We start from the raw sequence: 19,610 nt of genomic DNA, 5'->3' as shown, positions 1-19,610 counted from the left end.
GAGATCCCGGGTCAAGCCCGGGATGACGTTGGGCAGGGTTCAGATTTCCTCGACCATCACCACGCCGCTCAGGCTCTTGATCGCGCCCTTAATCTGGGGGGTGACGGGGTATTCCACGCCGCTGTCGATCTCGACCTCGCCGGGCAACCCCTCGCCCATCAGGCGGAAATGGATCGGTCCGGGGGCACCGGCGCGGGCTGATTTTGCCGCCCCTTCCAGCACCGTCGCGACCGAGCCGATCACCCCAGGCTGATCGACGAAAATCCGCAAGCCCACCGCCCCGGCATCGGCGACCATCCCGTCGATGGGCTGCACCGAGCGGCAGAGGAGTTTGAGTTGATCGCTCTCCATCGTGGCCTCGGCGCTGATCACGACCTGCGTGCCGGTTTCCAGGAAATCGCGGGATTTCTCGAGCACATCGGAAAAGATCGTCACCTCATACCCGCCCGTGGTGTCGCTGAGTTGCGCAAAGGCAAAGCGGTTGCCGCGCGCCGACTTGCGTTCCTGCCGCCCGGCGACGACGCCCGCCATCTTGGCCAGAAACGGCCCCTGCTCGGCGCGGGCGGTCACCTCGTCCAGCGTCCTGACCTCCTGCCGCTTGAGCACGGTCATGTAATCGTCGAGCGGATGGCCCGAGAGGTAGAAGCCGACGGCCTTGAATTCCTCGGTCAGGCGTTCGGCGGGCAGCCAATCCTCGACCGGGACAAGGCGCGGTTCGGGCAGATCCTCACCGGCGTCGCCGAAGAGCGAAACCTGCGTCGAATTCTTCTGCTCGTGGATCGCGGCGGAATAGTTCATCAGCGCCTCGATGCTCTCGAACACCCGGCGGCGGTTGCGGTCCAACTCGTCGAAGCCGCCTGCGCGTGCCAGCATTTCCAGCGGCCGCTTGCCGATGCGTTTCAAATCCACCCGCCGCGACATGTCGTAGAGCGTGGCAAAGGGTTTGTCGCCGCGCCCCTCGACGATCAGCTTCATCGCCTCGACGCCGACATTCTTGAGCGCGCCAAGCGCGTAGTGCAGCACGCCCTGACGCACCATGAATGTGGCCTCGGACCGGTTCACGCATGGTGGTAGCCAGTCGAGGCGCAGCCCCTTCTTCACCTCCTGGAAATAGACCGCCAGCTTGTCGGTGAGGTGGATATCGCAGTTCATGACCCCGGCCATGAATTCGACCGGGTGATTGGCCTTGAGCCACGCCGTCTGATAGCTGACCACCGCGTAGGCGGCGGCGTGGGACTTGTTGAAGCCGTAATTGGCGAATTTATCAAGCAGGTTCCAGACTTCGAGCGCCTTGGCATCGTCGACGCCGTTGTCCTTGGCGCCCGCAATGAACTTGGGCCGTTCGGCATCCATCGCGGCCTGGATTTTCTTGCCCATGGCGCGGCGCAAGAGGTCGGCCCCGCCAAGCGAATAGCCCGCCATTTCCTGCGCGATCTGCATCACCTGTTCCTGGTAGACGATGATGCCCTGCGTCTCGTCGAGGATGTGATCGACCGAGGGGTGCAGGCTATCGCGCGCGCTCAGCCCGTTCTTGACCTCGCAATATTTCGGGATGTTCTCCATCGGGCCGGGACGGTAGAGCGCGACGAGTGCCACGATATCCTCGATGCAGGTGGGTTTCATCCGCTTGAGCGCGTCCATCATGCCGGAACTTTCCACCTGAAACACGGCGACGGTGCGGGCGCGGGCATAAAGCTCGTAGGTCTTTTCGTCGTCGAGCGGGATCTGCCCGATATCGTTCTCGGCCCCCGGGAAGGGCTCGTAGATGGTGCTGCCATCGGCGGCGATATGCAGGTCGCGCCCCTCGTTGTGGATCTGCTCGATCGCGTTCTGGATCACGGTCAGGGTTTTCAGACCGAGAAAGTCGAACTTGACCAGACCCGCCTGTTCCACCCATTTCATGTTGAACTGCGTGGCGGGCATGTCGGAGCGCGGATCCTGATAGAGCGGCACCAGCTCATCCAAGGGCCGGTCGCCGATCACCACCCCTGCAGCATGGGTGGAGGCGTTGCGCAACAGCCCCTCGACCTTCATGCCGTAATTCAGCAGTCGGTCCACCACCTCTTCTGATTTCGCGGCCTCGCGCAGCCGCTCTTCCTGCGTCAGCGCCTGTGAGATGCTGACCGGTTTGACGCCCTCGACGGGGATCATCTTGGACAGGCGATCCACCTGCCCATAGGGCATTTGCAGCACCCGCCCGATATCGCGCACCGCGGCCTTGGAGAGCAGGGCCCCGAAGGTGATGATCTGCCCCACGCGGTCGCGACCGTATTTTCCTTGCACATACTGGATCACCTCCTCGCGGCGATCCATGCAGAAGTCGATATCGAAGTCGGGCATCGACACCCGCTCGGGGTTGAGGAACCGCTCGAAGAGGAGCGAGTAGCGCAGTGGGTCAAGATCGGTGATGGTGAGCGCATAGGCCACCAGCGAACCCGCGCCCGATCCGCGCCCAGGCCCAACCGGAATATCCTGCTCCTTGGCCCATTTGATGAAATCGGCGACGATCAGGAAATAGCCGGGAAAGCCCATGCCCTCGATAATGCCAAGCTCGAAATCGAGCCGTTTTTCATAGTCCTCGACCGGGGCGGCATGGGGAATGACGGCAAGCCGCGCCTCAAGCCCCCCGCGTGCCTGGCGGCGCAATTCGTCGATCTCGTCATCGGCGAAACGCGGCAGGATCGGGTCGCGCCGGTAGCATCCGAAGGCGCAGCGCTTGGCGATCTCGACGGTGTTTTCCAGCGCCTCGGGCAGGTCGGCGAAGAGCGTCGCCATCTCTTCCTGCGACTTGAAATAATGCTGCGGCGTCAGGCGGCGGCGCGGCTCGCTCTGATCGACATAGGCCCCGTCGGCCACGCAGAGGAGCGCATCATGCGCCTCGTACATGTCCGGGGTCTCGAAATAGACGTCATTGGTCGCCACCAGCGGCAGGTCCATCGCATAGGCCATCTCGATCAGGCCGCGCTCGGTCAGCCGCTCGGGGTCCGGCGCGCCGCTCTCGCCCGGATGGCGCTGCAATTCGACATAAAGCCGGTCGCCGAACGCCTTTGCCAGCCGCCCCATCAACGCCTCGGCTGCCGGGCGCTGCCCACCCTGCAAGAGCCGCCCCACTGGGCCGTCGGGCCCGCCGGTCAGGCAGATCACGCCTTCGGCATGGTGCTCCAGCTCCTCGACCGTGACATGCGCCAATTGCCCGTCGCCCCGCAGGTAGAGGCAAGAATTGAGCTTCATCAGGTTCTCGTAGCCACGCTCGTTCTGGGCCAGCAGGACCACGGGTGCGGGCGGCTTGATGCGTTCTCCGGGGCTGGTGGCGACATATTCGAGGTCGACCTGACAGCCCATGATCGGCTGCACCCCCGCCGCCTGCGCAGAGACGGAAAACTCTAGGGCTGCGAACATGTTGCCGGTGTCGGTAACGGCCACGGCGGGCATGCCCGCCGCCTCGCACAGGCCGGGCAGTTTCTTGAGCCGCACCGCCCCTTCGAGAAGGGAATATTCGGTGTGGACACGCAGGTGAATGAATCGGGGATTGGCGCTCATGAGGGCAACCTTACTGAGGGCGCGCGCGAAACAAAAGACTTGCCAAACGCCGGTTCGACCGTTTTCATCGAAGACCGACAGGACACGCCCGCCGCCTTCTACGCCGCATCGAAGGTCAGGCACATCACGGGCAGGTATTCGGTAAGGCGGCAGGCACCGGACATGACCCTCACGTTTCTTCTGAACGGAGAGACCGTGGATGCGGGGGGCCTTCCCCCGACCACGACCCTGCTCGACTGGCTGCGCGAGGTGCGCGGCCTCACCGGCAGCAAAGAGGGCTGCAACGAAGGCGATTGCGGCGCCTGCACGGTGATCGTCAGCGACGAGACCGGCGCGCGCCCGCTCAACGCCTGCATCCTCTTGCTGCCGCAGCTACACGGCAAGGCGGTGCGCACCGTCGAAGGCATCAGCGGGCCGGATGGCGCGCTGCACCCGGTGCAACAGGCGATGATCGAGTGCCACGGCTCGCAATGCGGCTTTTGCACGCCGGGGTTCATCGCCTCCATGGCCTGCGCGCATCTCAATGGCGAGACCGATCACGACCGCGCGCTCGCCGGCAATCTCTGTCGCTGCACCGGCTACGCCCCCATCCTGCGCGCCGCCCGCGCCGCCGAGGATGCGCCGGTGCCGGATTGGATGCGAGACGATCCCGGTTTCTTTTTGGCAGAAATACTCTCGGGGGAGCCCGAAGGGCGGGGGGCAGACAGCCCCCCTCGGGCGTGGCACCCAAAAACCACGGATGAGCTGGCACGGCTCTTTGCCGCTCATCCGCAGGCCACGCTGATTGCCGGGGCGACGGATGTGGGGCTTTGGGTGACCAAGCAGTTGCGCGATCTGGAGAGGCCGATTTTCCTGAACGGTTGTGCCGATCTGCAGGCGGTCGAGATCAGTGACACCGAGATTCGCCTCGGTGCCGGGCTGACCATCGCCCTGCTGATGGAGGTGATCGCACCGCATCACCCGTCCTATGCGGCGATGCTGCGGCGTTATGGATCGGAACAGGTGCGCGCGGCGGCGACGCTGGGGGGCAATATCGCCAATGGCTCGCCCATCGGCGACAACGCGCCCGCGCTGATCGCGCTGCGCGCGACACTGCATCTGCGTCACGGCGATACCCGCCGCGCGATGCCGTTGGAGGATTTCTTTCTGGACTACGGCAAGCAGGACCGCGCGCCGGGGGAATTCGTCGAAGCGATCAGCGTCCCGCGCCAGCTCGACCGGCTGCGCTGTTACAAGGTCTCCAAGCGGTTCGATCAGGACATCTCGGCGGTTCTCGGCTGTTTCAACATCACCGTCGAGGAGGGCCATGTGCGCGCCGCGCGCATCGGTTTCGGCGGCATGGCGGGCATTCCAAAACGCGCTGCCCATGTCGAGGCAGCGCTATTGGGTCAGCCCTGGACCGAGGCGACCATCGACGCCGCGCAGGAGACCTGGGCCGAGGATTTCGCACCGCTTTCGGATATGCGCGCCTCTGCCGAGTATCGCCTCAGCGTCGCGTGCAATCTGTTGCGGCGCTATTTCTTCGAGGATCAAGGCGCACCCATATCGGTGCTGGAGGTGCAGCCGTGAGCATCGCCAAACCGCTGCCCCATGACGCCGCTCGCCTGCATGTGACGGGCGCTGCGCGCTATGTCGACGATATCCCCACCCCGCGCGGCACGCTGCATCTGGCCTTTGGCCTGAGCGCGATTGCATGCGGGCGGGTGACTGGGATGGATCTGGCGCGCGTGCGTGAGAGCGCCGGTGTGGTGGCGGTGCTGACGGCCGATGATCTGCCGCACGGTGCCGATTGCTCGCCCTCGGCGCATGACGAGCCGCTGCTTTGCACCGGCGCGGTGCAGTATCACGGCCAGCCGCTGTTTCTGGTCATCGCCGAGAGCCACCTTGCCGCGCGCCGCGCGGCGCGGCAGGCGGAGGTTGCCTATGATGAGGCTACGCCGATCCTCAGCATCGACGACGCCCTCGCCGCCGGCCGCCGTTTTGAGGAGGGGCCGCGCGTCTATCAAAGTGGCGATGCCGCAGCCGCCATCGCCACTGCGCCGCATCGGGTCGACGGGGTCATCGAGATGGGCGGGCAGGAGCATTTTTATCTCGAAGGCCAGGCCGCCCTCGCCCTGCCGCAGGAAGGCGGCGACATGGTGGTGCATGCCTCGACCCAACATCCATCGGAGGTGCAGCACAAGGTGGCCGATGCCATCGGGCGGCCCATGCATGGCGTGCGGGTCGAGACGCGGCGCATGGGCGGCGGGTTCGGCGGCAAGGAAAGCCAGGCCAATGCGCTCGCCGTGGCCTGTGCCGTCGCGGCGATGGCGACAGGGCGGCCCTGCAAGATGCGCTATGACCGCGACGACGACATGGTGATCACTGGCAAGCGGCACGAGTTCCGCATCACCTATCGCGCCGGATTTGACGGCGAAGGGCGGCTCACGGGGGTGGAGTTCGTGCAGTACGCGCGTTGCGGCTGGAGCCAGGACCTGTCGCTGCCGGTGGCCGACCGCGCCATGCTGCATGCCGACAATGCCTATCACCTGCCTGCTGCCCGGATCGAGAGCCACCGGTTGCGCACCAATACCGCCTCGGCCACGGCCTTTCGCGGGTTCGGCGGGCCGCAGGGGATGCTGGGGATCGAGCGGGTGATGGACCATGTGGCGCATGAGCTGGGGCTTGATCCGCTCGCGGTGCGGCGGCGGAATTACTATACGGCAGCGGATGGAGGGGGGCTGTCTACCCCCCGCGCTGCGCGCCCCCCCGAGGATATTTCCGGCCAGAAGAAACAGCACACGCCCTATGGGCAGGAAGTGGAGGATTTCATCCTGCACGAGATGACCGACGCGCTGGCCGAGACATCCGACTATCACGCCCGGCGCGCGGCGGTGGCGGAGTGGAACGCGCGTAACCCGGTGCTCCGGAAGGGGATCGCGCTCAGCCCGGTGAAGTTCGGGATTTCCTTCACGCTCAGCCATCTCAATCAGGCAGGCGCACTGGTGCATGTCTATCAGGACGGCTCGGTGCAGCTCAATCACGGTGGCACCGAGATGGGGCAGGGTCTGTTCCAGAAGGTGGCGCAGGTGGCGGCCGCGCGGTTCGGCCTGCCGCTGGAGGCGGTCAGGATCACCGCCACCGATACCGGCAAGGTGCCCAATACCTCGGCCACGGCGGCGAGTTCGGGCAGTGACCTGAACGGCATGGCGGTGCAGGTCGCTTGTGACACTATACGAGAGCGAATGGCGGAGTTTCTTGCGCGCTATCATCAGGAGGTGCCCGAGGCCGTGACATTCGACGGCGGCACGGTGCGTGTTGGCGCACATGAGTTGAGTTTCGCGCAGGCCGCGCAGCTGTGTTACGAGCATCGCATCAGCCTGTCCTCGACTGGGTTCTACAAGACGCCCAAGCTGGCCTGGGACCGGATCAGGGGGCAGGGCCGACCGTTCTATTATTTCGCCTATGGCGCGGCGGTGACTGAGGTGGTGCTCGACACGCTGACGGGCGAGAACCGCATCCTGCGCGCGGACATCCTGCACGATTGCGGCACCTCGCTGAACCCCGCGCTCGATATCGGGCAGATCGAAGGCGGATATGTGCAGGGCGCGGGCTGGCTGACGGTGGAGGAACTGGTCTGGGATAAGGCCGGGCGGCTGCGCACGCATGCGCCGTCGACCTACAAGATCCCGGCCTTTTCGGATCGGCCGGAGGTGTTCAATGTGACCCTCTGGGACGGGCAGAACCGCGAGGAGACGATCTATCGCTCCAAGGCCGTGGGCGAGCCGCCCTTGATGCTGGGCATCTCGGCCTTGCTGGCGCTGTCGGATGCGGTGGCGTCCTGTGGCACGGGCTATCCGGCGCTCGACGCGCCTGCGACGCCGGAGCGGGTCTTGCGAGCGGTGGAGAGGATGCGCGCATGAGCTTTGATCTCGATGCCGTGCGCGCGGCGGTCTTGCGGCATGGCCGGGTAACCCGTGTGGTGATCGCAGCGACTCATGGCTCTGCCCCGCGCGAGGTGGGGGCGGCGATGCTGGTCTGGGACGCAGGCCAATCCGGCACCGTCGGCGGCGGGGCGCTGGAATATGAATTGGCGCGTGCGGCGCGGGCGCAAGTCGTACCCACCTGCCTGAGCCGCCATGCGCTGGGCCCTGATATGGGGCAATGCTGCGGCGGTGTGGTGGAGGTGGTGAGCGAGGTTTATGATGCTGCGCGGCTTGCCACATTGGAGGGGCGCGACGTGATTGCACGCCCCGTCACGGGCGGCGATGACACCCCGCTCGCGGTGCGGCGCAGGCTGGCGCGGGCGCGGGACCGGGGCGAGTTGCCCGCGCCGCAACTGATCGAGGGCTGGATGGTCGAGCCGGTGCGCCCGCGCGCAGCCCCGCTCTGGATCTGGGGGGCGGGGCATGTCGGGCGCGCGCTTGCCGCCACACTCGGCCCGCTGCCCGATTTTCGCGTCACCTGGGCCGATACCGGCGCGGCGCGGTTTCCTGCTGTGGTGCCGGAGGGCGTCACGGTCTGGCCCGCGCCCAACCTGCCCGCGCTTGTCGCGCATGCCCCGCGCGACGCGCGTCATCTGATCGTCACCTATTCGCACGCGCTTGACCTGGCGCTTTGTCATGCCCTTTTGCAGCATGGGTTCACGGGTTGTGGGCTGATCGGATCGGCCACCAAATGGGCGCGGTTCCGCAAGCGTCTGGTGGCCCTTGGCCATGCGCCTGCCGAAATCGCGCGCATCGACTGCCCGATCGGTGAGCCAAGCCTTGGCAAACACCCTCAGGCCATTGCCGTCGGCACCGCCACTGCGTTACTGAAGAGGCGACAAGTATCTGCCGCCCGCCATCAGGGGACAACCGCGTGACGACGCCGCTGCTCAGTATTTCGGGCCTGACCAAGGCCTATCCCGGTGTCGTCGCCAATGACGCCGTGTCCTTCGATATCATGGAGGGCGAGGTGCATGCGCTGTTGGGTGAGAACGGCGCGGGCAAATCGACGCTGGTCAAGATGATCTATGGGTTGGTGAAGCCCGATAGCGGCGCGATGGCCCTGCATGGCGCGCCCTACGCCCCGCCCGATCCGCATGCGGCGCGCAAGGCGGGCGTGGCGATGGTATTTCAGCATTTCTCGCTCTTCGAGGCGATGAGCGTGGCCGAGAACGTGGCGCTGGGCATGGAAGAGCCGCCGCGCCTGCGCGACCTTGCCACGCGGATCAAGGATGTCTCGGAGACCTATGGCCTGCCGCTCGATCCGGGACGCATTGTCGGCGATCTGTCGGCGGGCGAGCGGCAGCGGGTCGAGATCATCCGCTGCCTGTTGCAGGACCCGCGCCTGTTGATCATGGACGAGCCGACGAGCGTGCTGACCCCGCAGGAGGTGGAGATCCTGTTTCAAACCCTGCGCAAGCTGAGCGCCGAAGGGGTGGCGATCCTCTATATCTCGCACAAGTTGGAGGAGATCCGCAGCCTGTGCGATCAGGCGACGATCCTGCGGCAGGGGCAGAATGTGGGCACCTGTCTGCCGCGCGAAACCTCGGCACGCGAAATGGCGGAGATGATGGTCGGGTCGAGCTTTGCCGCGCCGGAACGCGCGTCCCGCGCGCCGGGCGAAGTTGCGCTCGAGATCACCGGGCTGTCGGTGGCCTCGCCCTCGGCCTTCGGCACCGCGCTCAAGGATATTCACCTGAGCGTGCAGGCAGGCGAGATATTGGGCCTTGGCGGGGTGGCGGGGAACGGGCAGGACGAGTTGTTGGCGGCGCTGTCGGGGGAATTGCCGAGCGACGCCGGGGCGATCCGGCTCAATGGCACACCCATCGGATGGCTAGGTCCGACCGCGCGGCGCGAATTGGGCCTGCTGGCCGCGCCCGAGGAACGGCTGGGCCATGCCGCCGCCCCGGATATGAGCCTGACGGAAAACGCGTTTCTGACGGGTGCGCAGCGCGAGGGGCTGACCGCGCGCGGGTTTATCCGCTGGACTGCGGCGCGGGCGTTTGCGCGTGCCATCATCGAGCGGTTTGACGTGCGCACACCGGGGCCGGATGTCGCGGCGCGGGCGCTGTCGGGCGGCAACCTGCAGAAATTCGTGATCGGGCGCGAGGTGCTGCAACGGCCACGCGTGCTGGTGGTCAACCAGCCGACATGGGGTGTGGATGCCGCCGCCGCCGCCGCGATCCGGCAGGCGCTGCTCGATCTGGCGGCAAATGGGGCGGCGATCCTCTGCATCAGTCAGGATCTGGATGAGTTGATGGAAATCTCCGACCGGTTCGGAGCGCTCAACGAGGGGCGGCTGTCGGAGATCCGGCCTGCGCAGGGTCTGAGCGTCGAGGAGATCGGCCTGATGATGGGCGGCGCGCATGGCATGGAGGTGGCGCATGTCTGAGCCGTCGGATTTGAGTATTTCTGCCATAAAGAAACCCGGGGGCGCGGGATGCTGAAGCTCGAAAAGCGCCCGCAGCCCTCGCGGCTCTGGACATGGGTGACGCCGCTTCTGGCGGTGGTGATCACCATGTTGGCGGGTGGCGCGCTTTTTGCGGCACTTGGCAAGGACCCGGTCGAGGCGATCGCCACGATCTTCTGGCAGCCGCTATTCGGTGAGTTCGCGTTTTATTACCGCCCGCAGCTTTTGATCAAGGGCGCGCCGCTCATTCTCATTGCCATCGGCCTCAGCCTCGGGTTTCGGGCGGGGATCTGGAATATCGGGGCCGAGGGGCAGTATATCGTCGGTGCGCTGACCGGCGCGGGGGTGGGGCTTGCGTTTTACCCCACCGAGAGCGTGCTGATCTTTCCGCTGATGGTGCTGGCCGGGGCGCTTGGTGGTTGGGCTTGGGCGATGATCCCGGCGGTGTTGAAGCTGCGGTTCGGCACCAACGAGATTCTGGTATCGCTGATGCTGGTCTATGTGGCGGAGCAGTTGCTGGCGGCCATGGCGCTCGGGCCGATGAAGAACCCCGAGGGGATGGGGTTTCCCGGGTCGCGCAACCTGCGGCAATACGAGAGCGCGCATAACGCCGAACTGATCACCGGGACCGGCATGCATTGGGGCGTGGTGGCGGCGTTTATCGCGGTGATCTTTGCCTATGTGCTGCTAACGCGTCATTCTCTGGGCTATCACATCCGCCTGACCGGGCAGGCGCCGCGCGCCGCACGCTTCGCCGGGGTGCGCCCGGCGCGGCTGGTGCTGGTCTGTCTTGGCACCGCCGGGGCGCTGGCGGGGCTTGCGGGGATGTTCGAGGTGTCCGGCCCTGCGGGCCAGGTGAGCATTGATTTCAACGTGGGCTACGGGTTCACGGCGATTATCGTGGCGTTTCTTGGTCGCTTGCATCCCCTGGGCATTTTGCTGGCGGGGCTCTTGATGGCGCTGACCTATATCGGCGGCGAGATCGCGCAATCCAACATGGGGCTGCCCGCTGCTGCGATTCAGCTATTCCAAGGGATGCTGCTGTTTTTCCTGCTGGCGGTGGATGTGCTGACGAATTACCGCATCCGACTGGCTAGGCGGGAGGTGGCGTGATGGATATGGGATCAATCAGCCCTGAACTTCTTCTCGCCTCTCTGATGGTCGCGGCGACGCCGATCCTGCTTGCCGCCCTGGGCGAGTTGGTGGTGGAGCGCGCGGGCGTGCTCAATCTCGGGGTCGAGGGGATGATGATCACCGGGGCGATCTGCGGTTTCGCGGTGGCGGTCAATTCCGGCTCGCCTGCCATCGGCTTTGTCGCGGCGGCGGGGGGCGGCGCGGTGCTGGCGCTCCTGTTCGCCTTGCTCACGCAAGTGGCGCTGGCCAATCAGGTGGCGAGCGGTCTGGCGCTGACGCTCTTTGGTCTCGGCCTGTCGTCGCTTCTGGGACAGGGCTATGTGGGGATCAAGCCGCCGCCGGTGGCCAAGCTGGATATCCCCCTTCTTGGCGATATCCCTTTTTTGGGCCGGGTTCTCTTTTCGCATGACCTGATGGTCTATCTGGGCCTCGCGCTGGTGGGGCTGATCTGGTGGGTGCTCAAGTACAGCCGTGCCGGGCTTATCCTGCGCGCGGTGGGCGAGAACCATGATGCGGCGCATGCGCTTGGCTACAAGGTGGTGCGCATAAGGGTTATGGCGATCCTTTTCGGCGGGGCCTGCGCCGGGCTGGGCGGGGCCTATATCAGCCTCATTCGTGTGCCCCAGTGGACCGAAGGCATGACGGCGGGTGCCGGGTGGATCGCGCTTGCGCTCGTGGTCTTCGCCTCGTGGAAGGCGGGGCGGGTTCTGCTGGGGGCGTGGCTTTTTGGTGGGGTCACGGTGCTGCAGCTCAATCTTCAGGCCGCGGGCTTTGCCATCCCGGTCGAATATCTTTCCATGTCGCCCTACTTGATCACCATCCTCGTGCTGGTCATCATGGCAGGCGACAAATCACGCGCGCCCGCCTCGTTGGGCCGCATCTTTCACGCCTCGCAATAAGATCAATCACAGGGAGACCCCGCATGAAACTCACGCATCTTCTGACCTCGGCCGCGCTCGCGCTTGGCCTTGCGACCACGGCCGTGGCGCAGGACAAGACCAAGGTCGGCTTTATCTATGTCGGTCCCATCGGTGATGGCGGCTGGACCTATGAGCATGACAAGGGGCGCCTGGCCATCGAGGAGCACTTTGGCGATCAGGTCGAGACCGTCTATCAGGAAAGCGTGCCCGAAGGCGCAGATGCCGAACGCGCGATCACGCAGATGGCGCTTCAGGGTGCGGATCTGATCTTTACCACCTCCTTTGGCTTCATGGAGCCGACGGTGGCTGTGGCCGAGAAATTCCCGAATGTGAAGTTCGAGCATGCCACCGGGTACAAGACCCTGCCCAACCTCTCCACCTATTCGGCGCGGTTCTACGAAGGGCGCGCGGTGCAGGGCCATATCGCAGGCAAGATGACCAAGTCGAACATCGTCGGCTATATCGCCTCCTTCCCGATCCCCGAAGTCATTCGCGGCATCAACGCGGCCTATCTTCATGCCAAGAAGGTCAACCCCGAGATCGAGTTCAAGATCATCTGGGCCTATACGTGGTTCGACCCGGCGAAAGAGGCGGATGCTGCCACGGCCTTGATCGAGCAGGGCGCAGACGTGATCCTGCAACATACCGATTCGACCGCCCCGCAAGCGGCGGCGGAAAAGGCCGGGAACGTGATCACCTTCGGACAGGCGTCCGATATGGCGGAATACAAGCCCCTGCCGCGGGTGAGTTCGATCATCGACAACTGGTCGCCCTATTACATCGCGCGCACGCAGGCGGTGATTGATGGCACATGGGAGAGCCAGCAGGTTTGGCAGGGCATCGACAAGGGCATGGTCGAGATCGGCGAGATCACCGATGCGGTGCCTGCGGATGTGAAGGACGAGGCGCTCGCGCTCAAGCAGGCTATGGCGGAGGGCGAGTATCACCCGTTCACCGGACCGATCAACCGGCAGGACGGCAGCGCATGGCTGGCCGAGGGCGAGGTCGCCGATGACGGCACGCTTCTGGGGATGGATTTCTATGTCGAGGGGATCAGCGGGCAAATCCCGAACTGATACGCATCCATATGCCGAACCAAAGCCCCGCCTCGTTCGGCGGGGCTTTTTCGTGGGCTCAATTCAACCGCTTTTCCAGCACGAGGAAGGTCATCATCCCCATCGGCGGGAGGTCGCGGCGGGTGATCAGGTGCAGGCGCGGGTCTTGCAAGACGGTGTCGATCTCGAAATCCGAATGCCAGCCCAGAACCCGTTCGAGCGGCGCGGCGGCGCGGGCGAGACCGGCCCAGACCCCGCGTTCGTGCCGAAAATGGTTGGTGATCACCACCTGCCCGCCGGGGCGCAGGACGCGGGCGATTTCGGTCATCACCTGTTCGGGTTCGGGCACCACCGACAGGACGTGCATGGCAGCGACGGTGTCAAAGCTGGCATCGGGAAAATCGAGGCTGCGCGCATCCATCTGGTGCAGCGCCTCGACATGTTTCAGGCCACGCCGCGCCACACGCGCACGGGCCTTGCGCAGCATGTCGTCGCTGTAGTCAAAACCTGTGACCTGGAGGGCAGGATCATAGGCCTCGAGCGAGAGTCCGGTACCGACCCCCACCTCGAGCACGCGCCCGCCGCGCGCGTTGATATGGCGCACCGCCTCGCGCCGCCCGGCATGGGTGATCCGGCCAAAGGTCGCATCATAGACCGGCGCCCATCGGGCGTAGGAGTTCCTTACCGCATCAAGTTCCATCGCTCACCTCATTGCACCACTCAACCAGATCGGTCCTTTGGATACCAGATCAAGGCCGCCCAGATGACAATCGCGACATAGGCCAGACACATCACGATCAGCGCGGCCCAGGTGAAAAGCACGAGCGCGGCGGCGACGCAGGCAAAGCCCAAGAGGAAGAACTTGACGTTTTCGCGCGAGATCTTGGTGCGCTTGAACGACCAGACCGGCACCGGTGAGATCATCAGCAGGCCGACGCCCGCCATGTATATCCCGACCAAGATCGCAGGCGGATGCGGCATGCCCGGCACGGCAAAGGTCACGAACATCGGCAGCATTGCCAAGAGCGCGCCTGCGGGTGAGGGGAGACCTTCGAAATAGGCCCCCGAGCCACCCTTGGCACCTTCTTCCTTGGCGCTGACGTTGAAGCGCGCCAGCCGCATCACGCAGCAGACCGCAAAGAACAGAACTGCGATCCAGCCCGCGTGACGCGCGTCCTGCAAGCCCCAATAATAGATCACCAGGGGCGCGGCGACGCCGAAATTGAGGAAGTCAGCCAGAGAATCGAGCTCGGCCCCCATGGCGCTACTGCTGCGCAAGAGCCGCGCCAGACGCCCGTCGAGCCCATCGAGCACGCCCGCGATCAGAAGAAGCTGAACGGCGCGCACGTAGTCGCCCTGGACCCCCAGCCTGATCGCCGTGACACCCGCGCAGATCGCCGCCACGGTCAGCATGTTGGGCAGAAGCTGCGCCAGCGTGACCTCCTTGCGGGGAGTATTGCGCGGGGGTTTTGTCACGTCTCGAGCTCCGCCATCACCGTTTCGCCTGCGACCATGGTCTGCCCCACGCGCACCTGCGGCACCACCCCCTCGGGCAGGTAGACATCGAGACGCGACCCGAAGCGGATCAGCCCGAACCGCTCGCCGCGCGAGAGCGCGCCGCCCTTGCCGACGAAACAGACGATGCGTCGCGCCACCAGCCCGGCGATCTGCACCACCGGCAAGAGGCGGCCATCCGCCATCTCGATCACGATGCCGTTGCGCTCGTTATCGGCACTCGCCTTGTCGAGCGAGGCGTTGAGAAACTTGCCGGGGCGATAGGCGACGGCATGGACCTTGCCCGCAACCGGGGCGCGGTTCACGTGACAGTTGAAGACGCTCATGAACACGCTCACCCGGGTGAGCGGCGCATCTGGCAGGCCCAACTCTGCAGGTGGCACCGCAGGCTCGATCAGCGAGACGATGCCGTCTGCCGGGCTGACGATCAGGCCGGGGCGCTGCGGGGTCACGCGCTCGGGGTCGCGGAAGAAATAATAGCACCAGACGGTGAGGCCGACGCCAACCCAGCCCAGCACATCCCAGAGCATGAACAGGACCAGCGTGATCGCGGCAAAGATCGCGACGAACTTGCGCCCCTCGGGGTGCATCGGCTTGATGAAGGTTTCGTGCATCTTCATGCGGGGTGGGCTCCTTGGGGCGCATTCACTCCGCATCCGCCTATGACTCTTGCCCGCAAGATGCAAGGTGGCACCTTTTCTTAACGGGTCGCGCATGGCACTGTTCAAGCCATGAGCACACAGATCACTTCTCCTGACGGAACCCCGGCCAGCCGCTTTGCCTTTGGCACCATGCAATTCGGCGATGTGGCGGATGAGAGCGCCTCGCGCGCTATGTTCGAGGTCTGCCTCGCGGCGGGCATCACCCATTTCGACACCGCGCATCTCTATACCGATGGCGCGTCCGAAACCCTGCTGGGCCAGTTCGCGGCACCGCATCGCGACCGGCTGGTGATCGCCACCAAGGCGGGGTATTCGGGGGGCGCGGGGGCCGACAATCTCCGCGCGCAGTTCGATCTCTCGCGACGGCGGCTCGGGATGGATCATGTCGATATTCTGTATTTGCACCGGTTCGATCCCGACACCCCGCTTGAGGAAACGCTGGAGTGTTTCGCGGAGCTGAAATCGCGCGGCCAGATCAGCCACGTGGGCCTGTCGAATTTCGCGGCCTGGCAGGTGATGAAGGCGGCCTGTATCGCGGCGCGCTTTGATCTGGCAATCTCGATCCTGCAACCGATGTACAGCCTCATCAAACGGCAGGCCGAGGTGGAAATCCTGCCGATGGCGGCCTCTGAGGGCATGGTCGTAGCCGGGTATTCGCCGCTGGCGGGCGGTCTGCTCACCGGCAAGTATGCACGGGGCGAGACCGGGCGGCTGACGGGTAATGAACGCTATGCGGTCCGCTACGGTCAGGACTGGATGCGCGAGGCGGCTGTCGCTTTGGTCGAAATCGCGGCAGAGCTTGGCACCGACCCCGCGACGCTTGCCGTAGCATGGGCCGCAAACCATCCCGCCGGACCGGTGCCGCTCGTCTCGGGCCGGTCGGCGGCGCAAATCGCGCCGTCGCTGGCTGCCATTGAGTTCGACATGGATGCCGCGCTTTATCAGCGTCTTGCGGCACTTACCCCCGTGCCGCCGCCTGCGACCGACCGCACGGAAGAAGCCTGAGATGAACGGCCCGCGCCCCTTGCCACCTTCCGCCTCGGTGGCGCATCTGGGTGAGGGGGCGAAACTGCACGCACCTTCGGCGGAGCGCAATGCGGCGGCGATTGCCGCAGCTCTGTGTGAGATCGCGCCTAAGACGGCGCGCGCGCTGGAAATTGCCAGCGGCACCGGGCAGCATGTGGTGGCCTTCGCCGCTGCGATGCCGGGCCTGATCTGGCAACCGACCGAGATCGACCCTGCGCGGCGTGCGAGCATCGACGCCTATGTCGCCGAGGCAGGTCTGCCCAATCTGCGGGCCGCCATGGCGGTCGATGCGACCGAAGCGGACTGGGGCAAGGCGCAGGCGGGTCAGGCGCTGATCGTGCTGATCAACCTTCTGCATCTCATCAGCACGCCGGAGGCACGCCGGATCATCGCGGAGGCGGCGCAGGCGCTTGCCCCCGGCGGACGCTTTGCGCTCTACGGGCCGTTTCTGCGCGACGGGCAGGCCACGTCGGAGGGCGACGCGCGGTTTCATGCAAGCCTGACAGCGCAAGATCCGGCCATCGGATACAAGGATCTGGCCGAGGTGGAGGGATGGCTGGACGATGCCGGATTGACCGTAGCGCCATCCCGGCAGATGCCCGCCAACAATCTCTTTCTGGTGGCCGAGCGTCCCGGCTGATCTGGATCAAGGCCAAGCCGCGCCAAGGGTGGTTTTGCAGGTGCAACCGCAGCCACCGAAAGGCCCTGACATGAGCTGGTCCAAGACCATCGACACCACCCGTGAGGATTTGCGCACGCTCAACGCGCTTATCCCCGATACCGCGCGCGCCTTTGGCGGGCTTGGCAAGGCCGTCAAGGAAGGCGGCATGCTCGACTTCAAGACCAAGGAATTCGTGGCGCTTGGTATCGCGGTGGCCACCAAATGCGAGCCCTGTATCGGGCTGCACATGGAGGCGCTGATCCGCGCAGGGGCGACCCGCGAAGAGGTCGGCGACGTGCTCGCCATGGCGATCCAGATGGGCGGTGGCCCGGCGATGATGTATGCCGCCAAGGCGATCACCTGCTATGACGAGTTGAGCCAAGGTTAGGCATTCGTGCGCCGGGGCGGCGGAAACTTCCCCTTTGTAATAGGATGGATTCATGCTTGGCTGACAGTATTGATTAACCAGTGACAGGAGTCAGCCAATGTCGATCATGAAACTTCTCCAGCAGGCGCAGGGCGGTCAGGGGCTGGCGCAACTTGCCTCGCAGCTCGGGCTCGATCAGGGCACTGCGGATCAGCTCACTCGAATGCTGGCCCCGGCCATTGGATCCGCCGCCAAGCAACGGGTGCAGCAGGGCGGTATGGATAATGTTCTGGGTGCCATGCGCGGCGAGGGGCAGGCGCAGATGTTCGACGATGCCTCTGTCGCCGCCAGCCCGGACGGTCAGGCACAGGGCATGGCGTTTCTCGAGCAGATCATGGGCGGACGGCAAGAGGCCGAGGGCCTGGCACAAGAGGCCGCAAACCGGGCCGGTGTCGATGCGAACACGGTCAGCCAGTTTCTGCCCGCGCTTGCCGCGATGGCGCAAGGTGGTTTGCAAAAACAGATGCCCGATAGCGAGATCGACAGCATGATGCAGACCGGCGGGTCCTCGGGCGGGGGCCTGATGGGTATGATCGGCGGGTTGATGGGCGGCAAGGCGGGGGATCAGCAAAGCGGCGGCCTCGGTATGCTGAGCCAGATGCTGGATGCCGATGGCGACGGCTCGCCGCTTGACGATGTTCTGGGTAAGTTCATGCGCTGAGGCGCGAGATATTTGCGAAACGGGCTGATCTTTTCGGCCCGTTTCGGGTAACCTTTGGTGAACCTCATTGCTCTAGGGTCTTGCCTGATGTTGCGCGTCTTTATCATTTGCCTGATCAGCTTGATCACCCCTTCTGTTTCGGCGGAGCGGTTCGGCGATTACGATCCGGTGGATTTCGGGCCGCGCGGTCCGGCCAGCTATGCGGTGCACGGCATCGACGTGGCGCGGTTCCAGAATGAGATCGACTGGCGGCGCGTGGCGCTCTCGGGGGCCGCATTCGCCTTTATCAAGGCGACCGAAGGCGGCGATCTGAAAGATCCGCAATTTGATCGCAACTGGCAGCTGGCGGCGCGCCACGGTGTGCCGCGCGGCGCCTATCACTTCTACTATTTCTGCACGGCACCGGAGGTGCAGGCGCGCTGGTTCATCCGTAATGTGCCGAAACGTGGCAAGGCCTTGCCGCCTGTGCTCGACATGGAGTGGAACCCGTTTTCGCCCACCTGCACGGTGCGCCCGCCGGGGGCCGAGGTCCGGCGTCAGGCCGAGATTTTCCTCGATATCGTCGAGCGTCACTACGGCCAGCGCCCGATCGTCTACACCACGCCGGAATTCTATGCGCAGACCGGCATCGGACAGGTGCGGGCGGAATTCTGGCTGCGCTCGGTGGCGAAAACGCCCGATCAGGTCTATCCCGGTCACCCTTGGGTGTTCTGGCAATATACCGGCACCGGGATCGTGCCGGGGGTCGAGGGAGGCGTTGATATCAACGTGTTTCGCGGGTCAGTGGGCGCTTGGCGCAGGTGGTTGCGCCAGCACCACAAGTAGCGCACGCATCGGCGAATGCGTATGAACTTACTATCCAGGTTATTTGTCGTGATCGCGGGCAAAATGCCGTGTGATCGCAAAAAACAGGCCAAGCAAGACCAGTGGAAAAACGAATATGCGAAACACGAAAACCGCAAGAATTGCGAGGTAGCTCGCGATGAGGGTGTCGGCCTGTGAATAGAGAGTACCCGCCATGCGGCGATACCTGTCTACATCTTGCCAGGCAGTTGTCTCGGCGGTGACGTCCGCGGGGGCAATATCGGTTGTGAGCTCCGCGATGGTCGCGTTATGGCGGGCATAGGTGCGCTCGGTCATTCTGTCGGCAAACGTCGCAGCCAGCACGAAGGCGAGCGGCAATGCCAGCCCAAGAAACAGCCCGTAGGAGCCCATAGGCTGTACCAGCGCGCGCAACCCGGGAACCCGCGAGCGCGGTGCAAACCAGACCAACGCCGCGAGCGCCACGAGCGCCCATCCGATGCCGCCCACGGGACCCATCGCGACAGCCAGCACCCCTGAGACCGCCATGAGCATGAAAATCAGGCCGGCGACTCGTTCGATGGTGTCGTCGATGGGCTCGAGTATCTTGAGTGGCTGCGCCGAACCCGACACGACCAGCGACCCGCCAAGCTCAATCTCCTGTGCCGTCGAGAGAAAGGCATTGAGCGCGCGCAGCGATACGTAAGTTGCTGCGCTGACCTTCGCCACAGACTCTGCGTGCGCCTGCGCTGCACGGGTCAAAGGGTTCTGATCATAGGTAAGCGCCGCGATGGCAGCCAACAGCGCGAGACCCGCAACCAGAACCCGGATGC

General features: G+C 64.9%; 17 protein-coding genes. 12 read left to right on the top strand and 5 right to left on the bottom strand.

Annotated features, from left to right (window positions below; genetic code table 11):
* Nucleotides 1-39 precede the first annotated feature (39 nt).
* Entirely contained in the window at nt 40-3,540 is a 3,501-nt protein-coding gene (gene dnaE, locus BMX04_RS13815) for a DNA polymerase III subunit alpha (RefSeq protein WP_074787426.1), read from the bottom strand.
* A 162-nt stretch (nt 3,541-3,702) separates the two neighbouring features.
* Between dnaE and xdhA the strand changes: the two genes are divergently transcribed.
* From xdhA to BMX04_RS13780, 7 genes are read left to right on the top strand one after another with little or no spacing between them, the layout of a single operon-like run.
* A complete protein-coding gene (gene xdhA, locus BMX04_RS13810) occupies nt 3,703-5,109 on the top strand; it encodes a xanthine dehydrogenase small subunit (protein WP_074787424.1) in 1,407 nt (468 codons plus the stop codon).
* The gene (gene xdhB, locus BMX04_RS13805) at nt 5,106-7,442 is read left to right on the top strand and encodes a xanthine dehydrogenase molybdopterin binding subunit (RefSeq protein ID WP_074787422.1); all 2,337 of its coding nucleotides are present in this window, start codon (nt 5,106-5,108) and stop codon (nt 7,440-7,442) included. The genes xdhA and xdhB overlap by 4 nt, the downstream gene beginning before the upstream one ends.
* A complete protein-coding gene (xdhC, locus tag BMX04_RS13800) occupies nt 7,439-8,383 on the top strand; it encodes a xanthine dehydrogenase accessory protein XdhC (RefSeq protein ID WP_074787420.1) in 945 nt (314 codons plus the stop codon). Before xdhB ends, xdhC begins: the two co-directional genes overlap by 4 nt.
* Nucleotides 8,380-9,897 (top strand): ABC transporter ATP-binding protein, encoded by a 1,518-nt coding sequence (locus tag BMX04_RS13795; protein ID WP_074787418.1) that lies wholly within the window; start codon nt 8,380-8,382, stop codon nt 9,895-9,897. The genes xdhC and BMX04_RS13795 overlap by 4 nt, the downstream gene beginning before the upstream one ends.
* 48 nt (nt 9,898-9,945) lie before the next feature.
* Nucleotides 9,946-11,028, top strand: coding sequence for an ABC transporter permease (locus BMX04_RS13790; RefSeq protein WP_074787416.1), 1,083 nt, complete (start codon nt 9,946-9,948; stop codon nt 11,026-11,028).
* Nucleotides 11,028-11,948 carry an ABC transporter permease gene (locus BMX04_RS13785; protein WP_074787414.1) on the top strand — a complete coding sequence of 307 codons (921 nt, stop codon included), beginning with the start codon at nt 11,028-11,030 and terminating at the stop codon, nt 11,946-11,948. The genes BMX04_RS13790 and BMX04_RS13785 overlap by 1 nt, the downstream gene beginning before the upstream one ends.
* A 23-nt stretch (nt 11,949-11,971) precedes the next feature.
* The gene (locus BMX04_RS13780; protein WP_074787412.1) at nt 11,972-13,045 is read left to right on the top strand and encodes a BMP family ABC transporter substrate-binding protein; all 1,074 of its coding nucleotides are present in this window, start codon (nt 11,972-11,974) and stop codon (nt 13,043-13,045) included.
* Nucleotides 13,046-13,103: 58 nt separating this feature from the next.
* Here the strand turns inward: BMX04_RS13780 and BMX04_RS13775 are convergent, their stop codons facing one another.
* Genes BMX04_RS13775 through BMX04_RS13765 form a run of 3 tightly spaced genes read right to left on the bottom strand, consistent with a single transcriptional unit; the run spans nt 13,104 to nt 15,159 of the window.
* Complete coding sequence (locus BMX04_RS13775) at nt 13,104-13,724, bottom strand: class I SAM-dependent methyltransferase (RefSeq protein WP_074787410.1); 621 nt, start codon at nt 13,722-13,724, stop codon at nt 13,104-13,106.
* 20 nt (nt 13,725-13,744) lie between these two features.
* Nucleotides 13,745-14,437 (bottom strand): CDP-alcohol phosphatidyltransferase family protein, encoded by a 693-nt coding sequence (locus tag BMX04_RS13770; RefSeq protein WP_074787503.1) that lies wholly within the window; start codon nt 14,435-14,437, stop codon nt 13,745-13,747.
* A 59-nt stretch (nt 14,438-14,496) separates the two neighbouring features.
* Nucleotides 14,497-15,159: a phosphatidylserine decarboxylase gene (locus tag BMX04_RS13765; RefSeq protein ID WP_074787408.1), complete on the bottom strand. Its 663-nt coding sequence runs from the start codon at nt 15,157-15,159 to the stop codon at nt 14,497-14,499.
* 111 nt (nt 15,160-15,270) lie between these two features.
* Here BMX04_RS13765 and BMX04_RS13760 point away from each other — a divergent pair, with 111 nt between their 5' ends.
* The 5 genes from BMX04_RS13760 (at nt 15,271) to BMX04_RS13740 (ending at nt 18,801) form a co-directional block, all read left to right on the top strand.
* Complete coding sequence (locus BMX04_RS13760) at nt 15,271-16,206, top strand: aldo/keto reductase (RefSeq protein ID WP_074787406.1); 936 nt, start codon at nt 15,271-15,273, stop codon at nt 16,204-16,206.
* Between the two features lies 1 nt (nt 16,207).
* The gene (locus BMX04_RS13755; RefSeq protein ID WP_074787404.1) at nt 16,208-16,867 is read left to right on the top strand and encodes a DUF938 domain-containing protein; all 660 of its coding nucleotides are present in this window, start codon (nt 16,208-16,210) and stop codon (nt 16,865-16,867) included.
* Between the two features lie 70 nt (nt 16,868-16,937).
* Nucleotides 16,938-17,276, top strand: coding sequence for a carboxymuconolactone decarboxylase family protein (locus BMX04_RS13750; protein WP_050662299.1), 339 nt, complete (start codon nt 16,938-16,940; stop codon nt 17,274-17,276).
* Nucleotides 17,277-17,373: 97 nt separating this feature from the next.
* A complete protein-coding gene (locus BMX04_RS13745; RefSeq protein ID WP_244888554.1) occupies nt 17,374-17,976 on the top strand; it encodes a DUF937 domain-containing protein in 603 nt (200 codons plus the stop codon).
* Between the two features lie 87 nt (nt 17,977-18,063).
* Nucleotides 18,064-18,801, top strand: coding sequence for a glycoside hydrolase family 25 protein (locus BMX04_RS13740; RefSeq protein WP_074787402.1), 738 nt, complete (start codon nt 18,064-18,066; stop codon nt 18,799-18,801).
* Between the two features lie 39 nt (nt 18,802-18,840).
* Here the strand turns inward: BMX04_RS13740 and BMX04_RS13735 are convergent, their stop codons facing one another.
* Nucleotides 18,841-19,578 carry a hypothetical protein gene (locus tag BMX04_RS13735; RefSeq protein ID WP_139194564.1) on the bottom strand — a complete coding sequence of 246 codons (738 nt, stop codon included), beginning with the start codon at nt 19,576-19,578 and terminating at the stop codon, nt 18,841-18,843.
* Between the last annotated feature and the right edge of the window lie 32 nt (nt 19,579-19,610).

The organism is Roseovarius tolerans, from assembly GCF_900109855.1.
Lineage (GTDB): Bacteria > Pseudomonadota > Alphaproteobacteria > Rhodobacterales > Rhodobacteraceae > Roseovarius > Roseovarius tolerans.
This window is presented reverse-complemented; position numbering and strand designations above follow the sequence as displayed.